Below are 16,499 nucleotides of genomic sequence, written 5' to 3' on the forward strand. Positions count from 1 at the left end.
GCTTGCCGGATATGTCCCACCCCCTTTTTTGTGTCCGCAAAGTGTGGTATACTGAAAATAGTATTTTATGCCCGGAAGGAGGTTGACCGGTATGAACAGAACCCGCAGGCTGCGGCTGGTGCTGTGTACGCTGCTGTGTGTTTTGCTGTGCAGCTGCCAGACGCTGCTGCCGGCCAACGAAAAGGCACAGGTAGAGGAACTGCTGCGCGCCCCGAAACTCTCCGGCGATTACGGCGCACTGCAAACTGCCCTGAACGACTGGCTGGGGGAGAGTGCCCAGCTGAAATATCCTATTCAGGGCGAGCTGCTTTCCCCCTTTGTGCTGCAGGACTTGGACGGTGACGGTCAGCAGGATGCGGCGGTGCTGTATACCACCGCCCAGACCGCCAACGTCTGCGTAGCCATTTTGCAGCGGGATGATGCCGGAAGCTGGCAGGTGCGCCAGAGCGTGGAAGGTCTTGCCGAAACGGTGGAGAACGTCAGCCTTGCCCAATTGCAGGATACAGACAGCTGCCAGCTGGTGGTGGGCTATACCGCTGCCCAGAATGACCACTATCTGGCGGTGTACTCCTATCAGGACGGCACTCTGTCCACCATTCTGGAACAGCAGTACGAGCAGTATCTGGTGGAAAATATCACCGGCGGCAGCAGTCAGGATCTGATCCTGATGTCCACGCAGGAGGACGGCAGTGTGCAGATCGAGCTGCTGACCGCAGACCGGGAGGGCAGCTTCCGGCAGGTGGCGGTCAACGGCCTTTCCGCAGATAAGTTTTCCGGCTGCGCTTCGGTGGCGGCGGGTGCAGGCGCAGACGGGCGGCATTATCTGGTGCTGGACGGCTGGACCGGCATTTCCGGCAACAATCTGGCTTCGGTGCTGTTGTGCTACGACGAGAACAGCCAGCAAATGGTGCCCGCCACAAGGATCAGCAGCCAGCGGCTGTATAACGTCTCTCTGCGCAACGTGCCCACGCTGGTCAGCCGGGATCTGGACGGAGACGGCATCGTGGAGATCCCCACCCAGCCGGACGAGGCGGGTCTGCTGAACCTGAGCCAGAGCCGTCGCATGGATTTTATCGTCTGGATGGACTACACCAGCAGCCACCCGGAAAAAAGCTTTGGCCTGCTGGACGAGGAGACCAACTGTTATATCGAGCTGCCCGCCGAGTGGGAGGGCAACCTGAAACTGACCGACAGCGAGGAATATGACGGTGCAGTGGAGCTGCGCACCGTAGACGAGGATGAGCTGGTGCTGACGGTACGGCTGGCAAGGACCTCGGCCAATTCTACCGGCTGGACAAGGCTCGGCGTGGTGGCGTCCCGCCAGCTGCAGGCCAGAATGGGCCCGGACGTTTTGCTTGCCGACACAAACTATCGCCTTTCCAAGGCGTTGTATCTGCTGAATTAAGGAATGGAGGATGCTGCATGGTACGAGTGCTTGTTGTAGAAGATGAAACCAATATCCGCGATATGATCGCCCTGAACCTGCGCCATGCGGGGATGGAGGTGGTGGAGGCTGAAAGCGCCGAAGCCGCCCTGCCGCTGCTGGCGCAGAAACCCGGCTGCGATGCCGCCATTCTGGACGTGATGCTGCCGGGCATGAACGGATTCTCGCTGTGCGAGACCATCCGCCGCACCGACCAGCAGATCGGCATCATCATCCTCAGCGCCAAGGGGCAGGAGCAGGATAAGATCCGCGGGCTGTCCATCGGCGCAGACGATTACATGACCAAGCCTTTCAGCGTCAGCGAACTGCTGGCGCGGGTGGAGGCGCTGTGCCGCCGGGTGATCCGCACCAAGGAGGAGGACAGCAACGGGAACACCCCACTGGGCACGTTGACCAGCGGCGAGTTCGTGCTGGACGAGAACCGCCGCGTGCTGCTGAAGGCCGGTCAGCCCATTGAGTTGACACAGGTAGAGTTCCAGATTATGGAGCTGTTCTTCCGCAACCCGGGCACTGCGCTGGTGCGCGAAAAGATCCTGAAAGGCGTCTGGGGCGAGAACTACTTCGGCGATGTAAAGATCGTGGATGTGAACATCCGCCGCCTGCGCATGAAGGTGGAGGACGAGCCCAGCCACCCTACCCACATCATGACCGTGTGGGGCTATGGCTACCGGTGGGAAGAATAAAAATGTGATTCAGGAAAGTCCTACGGACTTTCCTGAATCACAAAAAAATATTTTTTATTATCTATACTCACCGAAAGGAGGACACTGTTATGCGAAGCGGTATCACCCGCCGCTGGCTGCGGGGCAACCTGCTCATCACCGTACTGGTGGTGCTGCTGGCCGAGGCAATGTTTTTGTACAGCTATACCCGCAGCTACTACGGCAGTGTGCAGCAGATCATGTACCGACGGTTCTCCTCGGTGACCGGTCAGCTGAAAATGTATACCGGCGATACCGCCCAGAGCGCGGCGGTCAGCCGCAGTCTGGCGCTGCGGCGCATGGTGGAACAGTTTGCCGATAAGGATAAATACGAGTTCATGCTGCTGGACAGCTACGGCAGCGTGATCGCCTCCTCCAGCGGTACGGACGCGGAGGGCATCGTCAGCAGCAGGGACTTTGAACAGGCGCTCGGTGCGCCGGACGGTCTGGGCGTGGCGGTGTACCGCACCCAGTCCGGCGAGATGGTCATGGCGGCCTGCTCGCTGGTGCCCTACGACGCCGAGGACGTGGCGGCTCTGCGGCTGGTCACCAGTCTGGCGCTGGTGGAGCGGCAGGTCAAAAACGCCGTCATCGTCAGTGTGTTCATTGCGGTGGCGATCCTGCTGTTCACGGTCATGTCCGGACTGTACTTTGTGCGGGGCATCGTGGTGCCGCTGGGGCAGGTGGAGCGCACCGCCGCCGGCATCGCCCGGGGCGAACTGGATGTGCGTCTGCCCCTGACCGGCGACCCCCACGACGAGGTGGACCGGCTGCGCGGCACTATCAACCAGATGGCTGAGGGTCTGGAAGAGACCGAGAAGATGAAGAACGAGTTCATCAGCTCGGTGTCTCACGAACTGCGCACCCCGCTTACCTCCATCCGGGGCTGGGTGGAGACCTTGATGACCTTGGACGACCCCACCGACGAGAACTACCGCAAGGGGCTGGAGATCATCAACAATGAGACCGGGCGGCTGAACAATATGGTGGAGGAGCTGCTGGATTTCAGCCGCCTGCAGAATGGACGCATCCGCATGGAGTGCCGCCCGCTGGACTTGGTGGCAGAGCTGACCGATGCGGTGCTCTTCTGCGAGGCGCGCATCCGGCAGGAGGGGCTGCTGCTCCACTACACCGAGCCGGAGGAGATGATCCCCGTCTACGCCGACCCGGACCGTCTGCGGCAGGTGTTCATCAATATTCTGGATAATGCCATCAAATACTCCGCCCCCGGCGGGCGCATTACGGTCAAGCTGTGGGCAGGGGAGTACAAAGCCTTTGTGGAGATCATCGATCAGGGACGCGGCATTCCGCCGGAGGATCTGGAAAACGTAAAGACCAAGTTCTACAAGGGCAGCAACTCGGTGCGCGGCAGCGGCATCGGTCTGGCGCTGGTGGATTCCATCATGACCGCGCTGGACGGCATGCTGGATATCAAGAGCACCCTCGGGCGCGGCACGGTAGTCACCTTGGGTCTGCCGCTGTACCATAAGGCGTGAGCAGCGCCATAAAAAGCAATTTTCTGGATGAAGGCTTCCCCCGGACGGGGGAAGGCTTTTATCTCAGGTCAAGTGGTATCATTTGATTTTCGTACAGCAGTGCCACGGACTACAGATTTTGTCACATTTGTGTGCTAGAATGAGCTTTGCTCGGGGATATGCCCCGGATAAAATACAAAAAAGACCGTTCTTTGCTGCAAGCGGCAGGGACGGATATCGGGAGAAGCCAATGAATCAACCTAAAAAGGAACGCTTTAAGACCAGCGTGGGCGGGCAGGCACTGATGGAAGGCATCATGATGCGCGGCCCCAAGCAGATGTGCTGTGCCGTGCGCAAACCGGACGGGACCATTGAGACCAAGCTCGACCCCACCCCCACCCACGGGGTATGGACGAAGATTCCGCTGGTGCGCGGCGCCATTTCCATGATCGAGAGCATGATCGTGGGCTATCGCTACATGATGTACTCGGCACAGGTAAGCATGGGGGACGATTACGACCCCGCCGAGGAGGAGACCGCCTTTGAAAAATGGGTGGGGGAGCATCTGGGCGAAAAAGCTGAGAACGCGCTGCTGACCGTGGCGGCGGTGCTGGGCGGTCTGCTGGCGATTTTGCTGTTCACCGTGCTGCCCACCTTCCTTGTGGGCGGGGTGAACCGTCTGCTGCCGCTAGGGCGATGGGGCAAGGTGGTGCTGGAAGCCGTGCTGAAGGTGGCCATCTTCCTGACCTATATGGTGGGCATCTCTAAAATGAAGGAGATCCACCGCGTATTCGAGTACCACGGTGCAGAGCACAAGACCATTGCCTGCTACGAGGCGGGCGACCCGCTGACCGTGGAGAATGTGCGCAAGTACACCCGCTTCCACCCCCGCTGCGGCACCAGCTTCCTCATTCTGGTGGTCATCGTCAGCGTGTTTTTGTACAGCGTGCTGCCGTGGGGCAGCATCGGCCTGCGGGTGGTGTGCAAGCTGCTGCTGCTGCCGCTGGTCATGGGCATCAGCTACGAGCTGCTCAAGTGGTGCGGCCGGTCGGATAACATTGCTACCCGCATCATCCGTCAGCCGGGCATCTGGGTGCAGCATCTTACCGTCTTTGAGCCGGACGACAGCATGATCGAGGTAGCCATTGCCGCCATCACCCCCGTGCTGCCCGAAAACCCGGAGGAAGGCAAATGGTAAACGAAGCAATGCTCCCCCGCACAGCGGTGCGGGAGGTGGAACAGCGGCTGACCGCCGCAGGCTGCCCGGACGCGGACTTTGACGCGCGGGAGCTGTTCCGGCTGGCGACCGGGCGGGACGTGCGGCTTTCCGACCGTCCGCTGACCGCAGAGCAGGCGGCGGCGCTGGAAGCCCTCTGCACCCGCCGCGCCGCGCGGGAGCCGCTGCAATACCTCTGCGGCAGCTGGAGCTTTTTAGATTTTGAGCTGGCGGTAGGCTCCGGGGTGCTCTGTCCCCGGGCAGATACCGAGGTGGTGGCGCAGGCCGCCGCCGAGACCCTTGCGGGCATTGCAGCGCCCCGGGTGCTGGACCTGTGCGCCGGGACAGGCTGTCTGGGGTTGGGAGTCAAGCGCTTTTGTCCCGCCGCGCAGGTGACCTGCGTGGAAAAAAGCCCTGCGGCCTTTGTCTATCTGGAAAAGAACGCCCGCTGCGCTCTGACCGGGCAGGGCAGACAGACCGAGAACGTGCTGGAACCCTCTGCGCTTGAACAGGCAGATGCCCCGGCCTTGGACTGGGGCCCGGCGCTGAACGCGCTGCGGGCAGGCAAAAAGCCCGTCTACGCGGTGCAGCCGGTGCAGGGCGACCTGTTCACCTACTGGGAAACCCTGCCGGAGGGGCAGCTGGAACTCATCGTCTCGAACCCGCCCTACCTGACCGCCGCCGAGATGGAGCAGCTGCAGCCCGAGGTGGCGCAGGAGCCTGCTATGGCGCTGGAAGCCGGGGAGGACGGCCTTGTGTTCTACCGGGCGCTGGCGCAGCACTACCAAAATGCGCTGTGCCCCGGCGGGGCGCTGGTGTTGGAGATCGGCTGGCAGCAGCGGGAAGCTGTAAGCGCCCTGCTGGCAGAGAACGGATGGGCAGATATCCGCTGCATACAGGACTTTGGCGGCAACGACCGCTGCGTGATCGCCTATCGCGCAAAATAAATTGGAAAAAACAAACAACTTCTTGTTGTAATATTTTGATTTTGTGTTATACTAAGAAGGAAAGCGAAGGACAGCCCGCCCTCTGCGGGCCCAAAGGATAAAAGGAGCAGCAGGCTATGGCAAAAAATCAGAACAACAACGTTGCACCGGCCACCCAAAAGACCGAGCCGGAAGCCAAGAAGGACGCGCTGGCTACGGCGCTGGCGCAGATCGAAAAGCAGTTCGGCAAGGGTGCCGTCATGAAGCTGGGCGACAACGCCTCCATGCAGGTGGATGCCATTTCCACCGGCAGTCTGGGGCTGGATCTGGCGCTGGGCGTGGGCGGCGTGCCGCGCGGGCGCATCATCGAGGTGTACGGCCCGGAATCCAGCGGTAAGACCACGCTGGCACTGCACATCCTTGCTGAAGCCCAGAAGAAGGGCGGCGAGGTGGCCTTTATCGACGTTGAGCACGCACTGGACCCCACCTATGCCGAGGCGCTGGGTGTGGATATCAACAACCTGCTGGTCAGCCAGCCGGACACCGGCGAGCAGGCCATGGAGATCTGCGAAGCACTGGTGCGCTCCGGTGCCATCGACGCCATCGTAGTGGACTCGGTAGCCGCCATGGTGCCCCGCGCCGAGATCGAGGGCGAGATGGGCGACAGCCATGTGGGTCTGCAGGCACGTCTGATGAGTCAGGCCATGCGCAAGCTGACCAGCGTCATCGGCAAGACCAACACGGTCTGCGTGTTCATCAACCAGCTGCGTGAGAAGGTGGGCGTCATGTACGGCAACCCGGAGGTGACCACCGGCGGCCGCGCCCTGAAATACTACGCCTCGGTGCGTATCGACATCCGCCGCGTGGAGGGTCTGAAGGACTCCTCCGGCCAGTTCATCGGCAACCACACCCGTGCCAAGATCGTCAAGAACAAGGTGGCTCCGCCGTTCCGTGAAGCCGAGTTCGACATCATGTTCGGTGAGGGCATCTCCAAAATGAGCGAGCTCATTGATGTGGGCGTCAAGCTGGGCATCGTGCAGAAGAGCGGCGCATGGTTCAACTACGGCGATATCCGTCTGGGTCAGGGCCGCGACAACGCCAAGCAGTTCTTAAAGGATAACCCCGAGATCGCCAATGACATCGAGGGTCAGATCCGCGCCAACGCCGATAAGCTGTACGCCACCCGCCGCCCGGCAGGCCGCGCCGCAGCCGCCGCAGCGGAGAAGCCCGCCGACCCTGCCGCCGCAAAAGAGCCGGTGGTCAAGGCACCCGCCCGCAGCAGCGAGAGCGAGCTGGATATCATGGTGGAGGACTAAATGGCCTTCTACCGCCGCCGACCCCGCCCGGATGCGGAAAAGTGTGCAGACCCCGCCAAGGCGCGGGCCAGCGCGCTGGAAACGCTGGCCGGGCAGGAGGTCTCTGCCAATATGCTGTATGAGCGGCTGTGCCGCCGCTATACCGAGCAGGCTGCTGCTGCCGCTGTGGCGGAGATGGTGCAGCTGGACTATGTGAACGATGCCCGCTACGCCGAAGCACGGGCACACAGTCTGCTGGCTGCCCGCAAAAGCCGCCGCGCCGCCGCCCAGAGCCTGCGCCAGAAGGGGCTTGCCCCCGCCGAGGTGGCAGGTGCGCTGGAAGCGGTCTACGCCCCGGAGGACGGCGGCGACGACCCGGAGCTGGAAGCCGCCGCCGCGCTGGTGGACAGCCGCTACCGCAAAAAGCTTGCTATCGGCCGTCGCGACCTTGTGGTGGCGGCGCTGCAGCGCCGCGGCTTTGCCTACACCACCATTAAAGAAGCCATCCGCAGGGTGGAGGAGGAATGACCCTCCCGTAAAATTTTAAAAGCATCCCTCAAAAGAGAAAGAGAGTATCATCCCTTATGAAAATTGCGTGTATTTCCCTTGGCTGCCCGAAGAATCAGGTGGATCTGGATGTGATGGTGCACATCCTGCTGTCTGCCGGGCACGAGACTGTGGCCGATCTGGCCGAAGCCGATGTCATCCTTGTGAACACCTGCGGCTTTATCGAGAGCGCCAAGACCGAGGCCATTGAAAACATTCTGGAAGCCTGCGCTTATAAGCAGCAGAACCCGAACCTGAAGGTCATCGTTACCGGCTGCCTTGCCGAGCGCTACCGCAGCCAGATCGAGGAAGAGATCCCGGAGGTGGACGCCGTTGTAGGCTGCGCCTCCAACAAGGCCATTGATACCATCGTGGAGCGGCTGTTCCACGGCGAGGATCATCTGGAAAGCTACGGCGCCAAAAAGGACTTCCCGCTGGGCGGCAAGCGCGTCATCGGCACGCCCGCCCACTATGCGTACTTAAAGATCGCCGAGGGCTGCAACAACCGCTGCCACTACTGCGCCATCCCGGGCATCCGCGGCCCGCTGCACAGCCGCGATATGGCCGACTGCGTTGCCGAAGCCCGCTGGCTGGCCGGTGAGGGCGTGAAGGAGCTTATTGTTGTGGCGCAGGACCCCACCGCCTACGGCGAGGACTGGGGCAAACCCGGCAGCATCTGTGAGCTGCTGGACAAGCTGAACAAGGTGCCGGGGCTGGAATGGATCCGCATCATGTACGCCTACCCGGAGCGCATCACCGATGAATTCATCGCCGCCATGAAGCGCAACGAGAAGGTGGTGCCCTACCTCGACCTGCCCATCCAGCACTGCAACGATACCATCCTCAAGAACATGAACCGCCGCTCCACCCGTGCGGAGCTGCTGGAGGTCATCGGCAAGCTGCGCCGCGAGATCCCCGGCATCACCCTGCGCACCACCCTGATCGCGGGCTTCCCCGGCGAGACCGAGGAGCAGTTCGAGGATCTGTGCAACTTCGTCAAGGAGGTGCAGTTCGACCGTCTGGGCTGCTTTGCCTACTCCGCCGAGGAGAACACTGTGGCAGCCAAGATGGACGGTCAGATCGAGCAGGAAGTCAAGGACAAGCGCGCCGAGCTGGTAATGCAGATCCAGACCGGCATCATGGCGCAGAAGCAGGCCGAAAAGGTGGGCCAGACCGTGCACGTTCTGTGTGACGGCATCGACGAGGAAAACGGTCTGTACCTCTGCCGCACCACCGGCGATGCGCCGGAAGTGGACGGCTGCGTCTGCGTTTCCAGCGAGGAACCGCTGTACCCCGGCCAGTTCTATGATGTGCTGGTAGAGGACAGCGACCTTTACGATCTGTATGGTACAGTCGTAAAATAACGAATTGGAGGATAAAACCTATGAATCTGCCCAATAAACTTACCCTGACCCGTATTATTCTGGTGCCGGTGTTCATGATCTTTGTGTCCCTGACCAGTCTGGACAGCATCGTGGATGGCAATTTTAACGCCACCTTCTACCTGCTGGCCGGCATCGTGTTCGCTGCTGCCAGCTTTACCGACTATCTGGACGGCCATCTGGCACGCAAGTGGCACATGGTCACCGATTTCGGCAAGTTTGCCGACCCGCTGGCCGACAAGCTGCTGACCACCGTGGCCTTTATCTACATGCTGCGGGACGGCGTGTGCAGCCCCGTGGTGCTGTGCATCATTCTGGCCCGCGAGTTTGCGGTGTCCGGCCTGCGCATGGTGGCCGCCGGTGCCAAGGACGGCAAGGTCATCGCCGCCAATATGTGGGGCAAGGTAAAGACCGTGCTGCAGATGCTGAGCATCATCTTCTACTTCTTTGGCACGGCACTGAGCTACCGCGGTACGGTGGACAGTGTTTCCATCGTGGTGGTGGTCTCCATCGCCCTGTGCTGGCTGGTGGCCGCTGTGACCGCCATCTCCGGCATCAAGTACCTGTGGGATAACCGCAGCTTTATCAACACCGCCAAGTAAAAATGTGGAAAACCAAAGGCCGCTGCACTTCACCGTGCAGCGGCCTTTTGACTGTGTGGGATGATTTGGAATGCCCTCCGCAGGGGTAGCAGGTGGTAGCCGGGGATGTTCTCTTTTGACACCAAAAGAGAACCAGAAAAGTGCCAGCGATTTCGACGCGCTGGAGCCACGAAAAAGGGGCTGCTCGCCCCTTTTAACCCCAAAGAAGTGAGCTACACCGGAAAAGACTGAAGATTCACGCCTGTTCGGCGTGAATCTTCAGTTTTTTCCGGCTCCGCCGATTTGAAGCCCCTCAGTCTCGCTACGCTCGACAGCTCCCCCCGGGGAGCCTTTGGCATGGCGACAAAGTTTCCGGCTCAACCGCAAAGTGTGCGGGCGTGCCCGCTCCCCCTCGGGGGAGCTGTCGCGTAGCGACTGAGGGGCTATAAATGGAGAAGCGAAAAAAGCGTTAAAGCGATAGCGCCGACTGGCGCAGCGCTAGCTTTTTTGTGCTTCGACTTCTTCTTTAGGATTGTCAAGGGCGAGCAGCCCTTGGCCCGTTGCGGGGTGGGTGGAGTCCAGAGGTAGGGAGGGGGGACTCGGAACACCCCTCCCTGCCTCTGGCCCAGCGGAGCGTCTTTGCACGCTGAAAGCAAGCAGAAAGTTGCCATAGCAGCAACGCTACATCTGCTGCTTCCCTTCACGCCCCTCTCGTGAAAAAGAAAAACCCGGTGCATCCGCAGACGCTCCGGGTTTCTAAAATTATAGATGCTGTCAGGAAAGCACGGCGCTTTCCTCCACCTTGTCCAACACTGCCAGCTGCAAGGCGTTCAGCATACTGCGCTGTGCGCCGTAGGTGTCGGCGTAGGAGCTGTTGGCGCTGTCGATCTGCTCCTGTGTGGGAGTGATGTCCAGCTGCTCCGCAATGGCCTGAAAGACCAGATCCTGCTTGGCCAGATGCTCAAAGTAAGCGTCGGAATCCGCCAGCATCGCGTCGGCATCGGCGTAGCCCTTGGCCTGTGCGTAGGCGTCCAGCTCCATGCCGTACTGGGTAGCCAGCTGAGAGTGGTAGTTCAGGAACATCCGGATGTAGTAGCTGGTGATCTGGGTGGGGACTTCTTTAAAGGTGGAGTTCGTGAGCAGGTAGTCCATCGCGGCGTTGTCCAGATTGTTGGCGTACAGGGCGCTGTCAAAGTACTGGCGCAGGGCGTCTGCGGTGTGCAGGTCGTCGCTGGCGGCAAAATTGGTCTCCACCCACTTGTCGGTCAGGGTGGGGACAACGCTCTGGGTGATGGCGTTCAGGGTCACGCTGAACACGGCCTCCTTGCCGCTGAGGGTGATGGTGTTGCCCTCGGCATCGGTGGAGTCGCCGTAGCCCTCCGGGAAGGTGACGGTCACATCAAAGGTGTCACCGATGTTGTGGCCGATGATCTGATCCTCGAAGCCGTCAATGAAGGAGTGGCTGCCCAGCGTCAGGTCGTAGCCGGTGGCGGTGCCGCCGGTAAAGGCTACGCCATCCACCGCGCCGGAATAGTCGATGTTCACGGTGTCGCCGCTCTGGGCTGCCCGGTCGGTGATGTTCTGGGTGGTGGCGTACTGGTTCAGCAAAGTGTCAATCTGAGTCTGGATCTCGGCCTCGGTGGGCTCGATGTCGGCCTTGGAAAGCGGCAGCGCGGACACATCCTCCGGCAACGTCACATAGTCCAGTGCGCGGATGCCGGTCCAGTGGCCGTTATCGTCCAGCCCCTCAGAATAATCGAAGCTGGCGTAGTCGAAATCTGACACCTTGCCGTAGATGGACACGCTTGCGCCGGATGCGGCAGAGGATGCCGTGGTGCCGCTCTGCTTTTTGAGCAGCATAAAGCAGGCCGCAGCTACGCACAGCACAGCAGCCACCGCGCACAGCGCACACAACAGGATCTTGGTAATGCGTTTCAAAAGAGATACCTCCTAAAAATAGCAGACCGTTTTCACGGAGAATGCAAATGTCATACCTTATTATTATAACGGAAAAATGCGAAAAGAAAAGATTTTTGCGAAAATTCCACAAATGCCGTCCGGCACAGGTATCACTTTTGCCCGCTTTGAGGCGGGAAATGCCGCAAAACCGGTGGAAATACCCGGACGGTTCTGTTACAATAAAACTGTATGAGCCTTTCCCTGCGGGGGAAAGCCTTTTGCTGAAATTGGAGGATAAAACCATGGATTACAATAAAGCAGCTCTGGAAATGCACGAGACCCACAAGGGAAAGGTGGGCATCGTGAGCAAGGTGGAAGTCGCCACCCGTGACGACCTGTCCACCGCCTACACCCCCGGTGTGGCAGAGCCCTGCCGCAAGATCAAGGAAAACCCGGAGGACGTGTACAAGTACACCTTCAAGGGCAACATGGTAGCCGTTGTCTCCAACGGCACCGCCGTGCTGGGCCTCGGCGACATCGGCCCGGAGGCCGGTCTGCCGGTCATGGAGGGCAAGGCCGTGCTGTTCAAGGAGTTCGGCGGCGTGGACGCCTTCCCTATCTGCATCGACGCCCACGATGCTGCCAGTGTCATCGCCGCCTGCAAGGCCATTGCGCCCACCTTTGGCGGCATCAATCTGGAGGACATCAAGAGTCCCGAGTGCTTCGAGATCGAGGAGACCTTGGAGCGGGAGCTGGACATCCCCGTGTTCCACGACGACCAGCACGGCACCGCCATCGTGGTCACTGCTGCCCTCATCAACGCCCTGCGGGTGGTGAATAAGAAGATGGAGGACGTGCACATCGTTCTGAACGGCCCCGGCGCTGCCGGTACCGCCATCATCAAGATGCTCATGACCGCCGGTGCCAAGGACATTATTGCGGTGGATCAGTTCGGCACCCTGTACAAGGGCTGCAACAGCGCCGAAGCCCACAAGAACTGGCTGGGCGAGGTGACCAACCCCCGCCAGATCAAGGGTGGCCTGAAGGAAGCGCTGGAAGGCGCAGATGTGTTCATCGGTGTGTCCCGCCCCGGCATCCTGACCACCGAGCTGTGCAAGACCATGAACAAGGACGCCATCGTCTTTGCCATGGCAAACCCCACCCCGGAGATCATGCCGGACGAAGCCAAGGCCGGCGGCGTGCGGGTGATGGCTACCGGCCGCAGCGACTTCCCCAATCAGGTCAACAACGTGCTGTGCTTCCCCGGCCTGTTCAAGGGCGCGCTCAGCGTCCGCGCCCGGGATATCAACAATGAGATGAAGCTGGCTGCTGCCTACGCCATTGCAGACCTCATCACCGATGCCGACCGCAGCGAGGAGAACATCATCCCCGGTGCGTTCGACCCCCGCGTGGCCGAGGCTGTGGCAAATGCCGTGGCAAAGGCTGCCCGCGAGACCGGCGTGGCACGACTGTAAGCGGAGGATACAGGCATGAGAACGATCTCCGCACAGAGCATTACGGATACGGTGGCGCGGCTCTGCATTAAAGCCAACACCCAGCTGCCGCAGGACGTGCAGGCCGCGCTGGAAAAGGCGCGGGAAGAAGAGCCGTGGCCGCTGGCAAAGAACACATTAGACCTGCTGTGGTCGAACCTTGGCGCTGCAAAGGAGAAAGACCTGCCCATCTGTCAGGATACCGGCATGGCCTGTGTGTTCGTGGAGCTGGGCACCGATGTGCACATTGACGGCAGCTTTGAAGCCGCCATCCACGAGGGCGTGCGCCGGGGCTACACCGATGGCTACCTGCGCAAGAGCATCGTGGCCGACCCGCTGCGCCGGGGCAACACCGGCGATAACACCCCGGCGGCCATCACGGTGCATCTGGTGGACGGCGAGGGCTGCCGTATCACGGTAGCACCCAAGGGCTTTGGCAGCGAGAACATGAGCCGCATCCAGATGCTCAAGCCCGCCGACGGCGTGGAGGGCTTTAAAAAGTTCGTGGTGGATACCGTAAAGCTGGCGGGCTCCAACCCCTGCCCGCCCATCGTGCTGGGCATCGGCGTGGGCGGCAGCTTTGACAAGGTGGCGTATCTTGCCAAAAAGGCGCTGCTGCGCCCGCTGGATATCCCCAACCCCGACCCCTACTACGCCCAGTTGGAGCAGGAGCTGCTTGCCGCCATCAATGCACTGGGCATCGGCCCGCAGGGCTTTGGCGGCAAGACCACCTGCCTTGGCCTTGCCATTGAGCAGATGCCCACCCATGTGGCGGGTCTGCCGGTGGCTGTGAACGTTTCCTGTCATGTGACCCGCCGCGCCAGCGCGGAGCTGTAAGGAGGGGAGAACGATGGAATACAGACTGACTACCCCCTGCACCGCGCAGGATCTTGCCCCGCTGAAAGCGGGGGATACCGTACTGCTTTCCGGCGTGGTGTACACCGCCCGGGATCAGGCACACAAGCGGATGATGGAAGCACTGGACAAGGGCGAGACCCTGCCTTTTGATCTGGAAGGCAGCGCCATCTATTATGTGGGTCCCACCCCGGAACGCCCGGGCGAAGTCATCGGCTCGGCAGGGCCTACCACAAGCGGGCGCATGGACGCCATGAGCCCCCGGCTGCTGGATCTTGGCAACAAGATCATGATCGGCAAGGGCAAGCGGGATGCCGCCGTCAAGGCAGCTGTGGTGCGCAACGGCGCGGTGTATCTGGCTGCGCTGGGCGGTGCCGGTGCGCTGATGGCAAAAAGCGTGCAGACGCTGGAAGTGATCGCATGGCCGGACTTGGGCTGTGAGGCGGTGCGCCGCCTGACCGTGCAGGATATGCCCCTGACCGTTGTGCTGGATGCCCACGGCGGCGACCTGTACGAGGAAGGCCCTGCGGCCTATCTGGCTGCGCTCTAAATTGCACCCTTTGCACAAAACAGGCGCGGCACAAAACCGGCAAAACAGCAGTTCTGTGCAGAAAAATATGGTTAGTTTAACAAAACTTGCTGCGAATTACTTGCATCAACCGCAAAAGTGTGATATCCTTTAACATACGACAGAGGGTACACATCCCCTGTCGGAAAAATCCCCCAGAGGGAATGAGGCAGGAGGCCGGACAAACCATGCAGATCCACCAATCCGCAGAAGATTATCTTGAAACGATCCTGATGCTGAGCCAGCGTATGGGCAAAGTGCGCTCCATTGACGTAGTCAATGAGCTGGGCTTTACCAAAGCCAGCGTGAGCATCGCCATGAAAAAGCTGCGGGAGAACGGCTATATCGCGGTGGACGGCGAAGGCAACCTGACCCTGCTGGAGCCCGGGCTGGAGATTGCTCAGCGCATTTACAGCCGCCACCAGCTGCTGACCCACTTCTTTGTGCAGCTGGGCGTGGACGAGCAGACCGCCGCCGAGGACGCCTGCAAGGCAGAGCACATCCTCAGCGAGCAGACGCTGGAAAAGATCCGCGAAAGCGCCCTGCGCAACGACGCCGCCCATCCGCAGGCAAAGTGATATGATTCCAAGAGACACCGGAACGCCGAAAGACGTTCCGGTGTCTTTTTTTGTATGAAATTTTCGGTTTGTGTTGCATATCTGTTACGGATTTGGTACAATAAATCTGTGCGGAAAAGGAACGTTGGAAGAGCGAAAAAGGGCCGGGACGGCGCAAAGCCGCCCTAGGGTAAAGGAGAGCGTTGCGGCATGGATGCGATTGCCCATACTCAGGTCAGTGTGGTCTGTCTGGTCACGCTGGCGGTCTTGCTGCGGGCGCAGCAGAAAATGCGGGATAAAAGTCTGCCCGGGCGGCTGTTCACGGCGCTGCTGTGGTCTGCCGGGGCGCTGACGATCGTAGATCATGGCAGTGCGCTGGCGCAGCTGGGCGCGTGGCAGGATCTGGGCATCCCCCTGACCTACCGGCTGAACGCCGGGGGCAGCATTTTGTTTTACCTGCTGGCGGCGTGTTGCTGCTTGCTGGTGTTTTTGTATGTGGAGGCAGAGCTGGGGCGTACATGGATGGAGGACGGCCGCAGGCTGGCGCTCAGCGCCGCACCGGTGGCGTTGCTTTTGCTGGCGCTGCTGACAGCGCGGGACGAAAACGGCTTCTGCTATCTGGATGCAGAGGGGCTGCGGGGCAGCACCCTGTTCTGGGGGGCGAAGCTGGTGGGGCTTGCCTATCTGGCGGCGGCCTTTCTCCGCTGCAGCTGGACGCTGAGCAACTGGAAGCAGGAAACACCCAAAGAGGAACTGAAGACCCTGCTGCTGCTCGCGCTTGCGCCGGCGGCAGGCTTTTTGCTGCAAGGCTGGCTGCCCGGGCGCGGGCTGCTGTGCTGCGGCATTACGCTGGGGCTGGTGTGCGTGTATGTGCTGGTGTTGCAGACCAAGTTCACGGTGGACACCCTGACCGGCGTCAGCAACCGCATCGTGGCGCTGCGGTATCTGGAAAGCGAACTGCCCTACTACCGCCGTCACCCCAACCGCTCGCTGCACTTCCTCATGATGGACATGGATCACTTCAAGCACATCAACGATGAATACGGCCACCTGGAGGGGGACGCTGCGCTGGTGCTGCTGGCGGGCATTTTGAAAAAGGTGTGCGCCAACTATAACGGCGTGCTGGCGCGCTACGGCGGCGATGAATTTTGCATCGCCTGCGGCTGCAACAGCGTGGAGGTGCGCACCCTGATCGCCTCCATCCAGCGGGAGCTGGACGCCGCCAACGCCGCCTCCGGCAAGCCCTACCAGATCGAGATCAGCATCGGCTGCGCCCGCCTTGAGCCGGACATCGCCACCGTGCACGACCTGATCGATAAGGCCGATCAGGAAATGTACCACCTCAAGACCCGCAAGCGCGGAATTTCCTAAAATAAAGAAAGCACCTGCAACCCTTCCCGTCTGTGCATTGGCACCCGAAGGCGTTCGCGGGTGCTTTTTCTTTGACCTGTTGAGAGCCAAGAAGCAACCCCGCAGTGCGGATGTTTCCGCAGGAAACAGGCACTGCAAATGCCGTTTTCCTCTACGACCCCTCCTGTGAAAAAGCAATTTCGAAACGCCC

Annotated in this window: 15 protein-coding genes; 14 read left to right on the plus strand and 1 reads right to left on the minus strand. The window is 60.7% G+C overall.

Annotated elements, in window-relative coordinates:
• Positions 1-91: 91 nt before the first annotated feature.
• The 9 genes from MTP43_RS01385 (at position 92) to pgsA (ending at position 9,587) form a co-directional block, all read left to right on the plus strand.
• Positions 92-1,405: a hypothetical protein gene (locus MTP43_RS01385; RefSeq protein ID WP_249235005.1), complete on the plus strand. Its 1,314-nt coding sequence runs from the start codon at positions 92-94 to the stop codon at positions 1,403-1,405.
• 17 nt (positions 1,406-1,422) lie between these two features.
• Complete coding sequence (locus tag MTP43_RS01390; RefSeq protein ID WP_249235006.1) at positions 1,423-2,127, plus strand: response regulator transcription factor; 705 nt, start codon at positions 1,423-1,425, stop codon at positions 2,125-2,127.
• 89 nt (positions 2,128-2,216) lie between these two features.
• Positions 2,217-3,641 (plus strand): sensor histidine kinase, encoded by a 1,425-nt coding sequence (locus MTP43_RS01395; protein ID WP_249235007.1) that lies wholly within the window; start codon positions 2,217-2,219, stop codon positions 3,639-3,641.
• Between the two features lie 229 nt (positions 3,642-3,870).
• Entirely contained in the window at positions 3,871-4,818 is a 948-nt protein-coding gene (locus MTP43_RS01400) for a DUF1385 domain-containing protein (RefSeq protein ID WP_249235008.1), read from the plus strand.
• Entirely contained in the window at positions 4,812-5,783 is a 972-nt protein-coding gene (locus MTP43_RS01405; protein ID WP_249235009.1) for a N5-glutamine methyltransferase family protein, read from the plus strand. Before MTP43_RS01400 ends, MTP43_RS01405 begins: the two co-directional genes overlap by 7 nt.
• A gap of 116 nt (positions 5,784-5,899) precedes the next feature.
• Complete coding sequence (gene recA / locus MTP43_RS01410) at positions 5,900-7,078, plus strand: recombinase RecA (protein WP_112090925.1); 1,179 nt, start codon at positions 5,900-5,902, stop codon at positions 7,076-7,078.
• On the plus strand, positions 7,079-7,585 hold the full coding sequence (locus MTP43_RS01415; protein WP_249235010.1) for a regulatory protein RecX: 507 nt from the start codon (positions 7,079-7,081) through the stop codon (positions 7,583-7,585).
• 56 nt (positions 7,586-7,641) lie between these two features.
• The gene (rimO, locus tag MTP43_RS01420) at positions 7,642-8,967 is read left to right on the plus strand and encodes a 30S ribosomal protein S12 methylthiotransferase RimO (RefSeq protein WP_015537255.1); all 1,326 of its coding nucleotides are present in this window, start codon (positions 7,642-7,644) and stop codon (positions 8,965-8,967) included.
• 20 nt (positions 8,968-8,987) lie between these two features.
• Entirely contained in the window at positions 8,988-9,587 is a 600-nt protein-coding gene (gene pgsA / locus MTP43_RS01425) for a CDP-diacylglycerol--glycerol-3-phosphate 3-phosphatidyltransferase (protein ID WP_015537256.1), read from the plus strand.
• A 753-nt stretch (positions 9,588-10,340) separates the two neighbouring features.
• Here pgsA and MTP43_RS01430 read toward each other — a convergent pair.
• Positions 10,341-11,504: a trigger factor gene (locus tag MTP43_RS01430; RefSeq protein WP_223473967.1), complete on the minus strand. Its 1,164-nt coding sequence runs from the start codon at positions 11,502-11,504 to the stop codon at positions 10,341-10,343.
• A 263-nt stretch (positions 11,505-11,767) separates the two neighbouring features.
• Here MTP43_RS01430 and MTP43_RS01435 point away from each other — a divergent pair, with 263 nt between their 5' ends.
• From MTP43_RS01435 to MTP43_RS01455, 5 genes are all read left to right on the plus strand, one after another.
• Positions 11,768-12,940, plus strand: a complete 1,173-nt coding sequence (locus tag MTP43_RS01435; protein ID WP_015537257.1) for an NAD(P)-dependent malic enzyme — start codon at positions 11,768-11,770, stop codon at positions 12,938-12,940.
• A 15-nt stretch (positions 12,941-12,955) separates the two neighbouring features.
• On the plus strand, positions 12,956-13,795 hold the full coding sequence (locus MTP43_RS01440) for a fumarate hydratase (RefSeq protein ID WP_005921212.1): 840 nt from the start codon (positions 12,956-12,958) through the stop codon (positions 13,793-13,795).
• A 13-nt stretch (positions 13,796-13,808) separates the two neighbouring features.
• A complete protein-coding gene (locus MTP43_RS01445) occupies positions 13,809-14,363 on the plus strand; it encodes a Fe-S-containing hydro-lyase (RefSeq protein WP_005921214.1) in 555 nt (184 codons plus the stop codon).
• Positions 14,364-14,569: 206 nt separating this feature from the next.
• The gene (locus tag MTP43_RS01450) at positions 14,570-14,959 is read left to right on the plus strand and encodes a metal-dependent transcriptional regulator (protein WP_015537258.1); all 390 of its coding nucleotides are present in this window, start codon (positions 14,570-14,572) and stop codon (positions 14,957-14,959) included.
• Between the two features lie 189 nt (positions 14,960-15,148).
• Positions 15,149-16,309, plus strand: a complete 1,161-nt coding sequence (locus MTP43_RS01455) for a GGDEF domain-containing protein (protein WP_015537259.1) — start codon at positions 15,149-15,151, stop codon at positions 16,307-16,309.
• Positions 16,310-16,499: the final 190 nt, after the last annotated feature.

It is taken from the genome of Faecalibacterium sp. IP-1-18 (assembly GCF_023347355.1).
GTDB classification, from domain to species: domain Bacteria; phylum Bacillota; class Clostridia; order Oscillospirales; family Ruminococcaceae; genus Faecalibacterium; species Faecalibacterium prausnitzii.

What these genes read in the sequence shown, in the direction of transcription:
- MTP43_RS01405 (WP_249235009.1), top strand. Translation starts at nt 4,812, where the DNA reads ATGGTAAACGAAGCAATGCTCCCCCGCACAGCGGTGCGGGAGGTGGAA.
- MTP43_RS01400 (WP_249235008.1), top strand. Translation starts at nt 3,871, where the DNA reads ATGAATCAACCTAAAAAGGAACGCTTTAAGACCAGCGTGGGCGGGCAG.
- MTP43_RS01445 (WP_005921214.1), top strand. Translation starts at nt 13,809, where the DNA reads ATGGAATACAGACTGACTACCCCCTGCACCGCGCAGGATCTTGCCCCG.
- MTP43_RS01450 (WP_015537258.1), top strand. Translation starts at nt 14,570, where the DNA reads ATGCAGATCCACCAATCCGCAGAAGATTATCTTGAAACGATCCTGATG.
- MTP43_RS01385 (WP_249235005.1), top strand. Translation starts at nt 92, where the DNA reads ATGAACAGAACCCGCAGGCTGCGGCTGGTGCTGTGTACGCTGCTGTGT.
- MTP43_RS01435 (WP_015537257.1), top strand. Translation starts at nt 11,768, where the DNA reads ATGGATTACAATAAAGCAGCTCTGGAAATGCACGAGACCCACAAGGGA.
- MTP43_RS01455 (WP_015537259.1), top strand. Translation starts at nt 15,149, where the DNA reads ATGGATGCGATTGCCCATACTCAGGTCAGTGTGGTCTGTCTGGTCACG.
- recA (WP_112090925.1), top strand. Translation starts at nt 5,900, where the DNA reads ATGGCAAAAAATCAGAACAACAACGTTGCACCGGCCACCCAAAAGACC.
- MTP43_RS01395 (WP_249235007.1), top strand. Translation starts at nt 2,217, where the DNA reads ATGCGAAGCGGTATCACCCGCCGCTGGCTGCGGGGCAACCTGCTCATC.
- MTP43_RS01415 (WP_249235010.1), top strand. Translation starts at nt 7,079, where the DNA reads ATGGCCTTCTACCGCCGCCGACCCCGCCCGGATGCGGAAAAGTGTGCA.
- MTP43_RS01440 (WP_005921212.1), top strand. Translation starts at nt 12,956, where the DNA reads ATGAGAACGATCTCCGCACAGAGCATTACGGATACGGTGGCGCGGCTC.
- MTP43_RS01390 (WP_249235006.1), top strand. Translation starts at nt 1,423, where the DNA reads ATGGTACGAGTGCTTGTTGTAGAAGATGAAACCAATATCCGCGATATG.
- rimO (WP_015537255.1), top strand. Translation starts at nt 7,642, where the DNA reads ATGAAAATTGCGTGTATTTCCCTTGGCTGCCCGAAGAATCAGGTGGAT.
- pgsA (WP_015537256.1), top strand. Translation starts at nt 8,988, where the DNA reads ATGAATCTGCCCAATAAACTTACCCTGACCCGTATTATTCTGGTGCCG.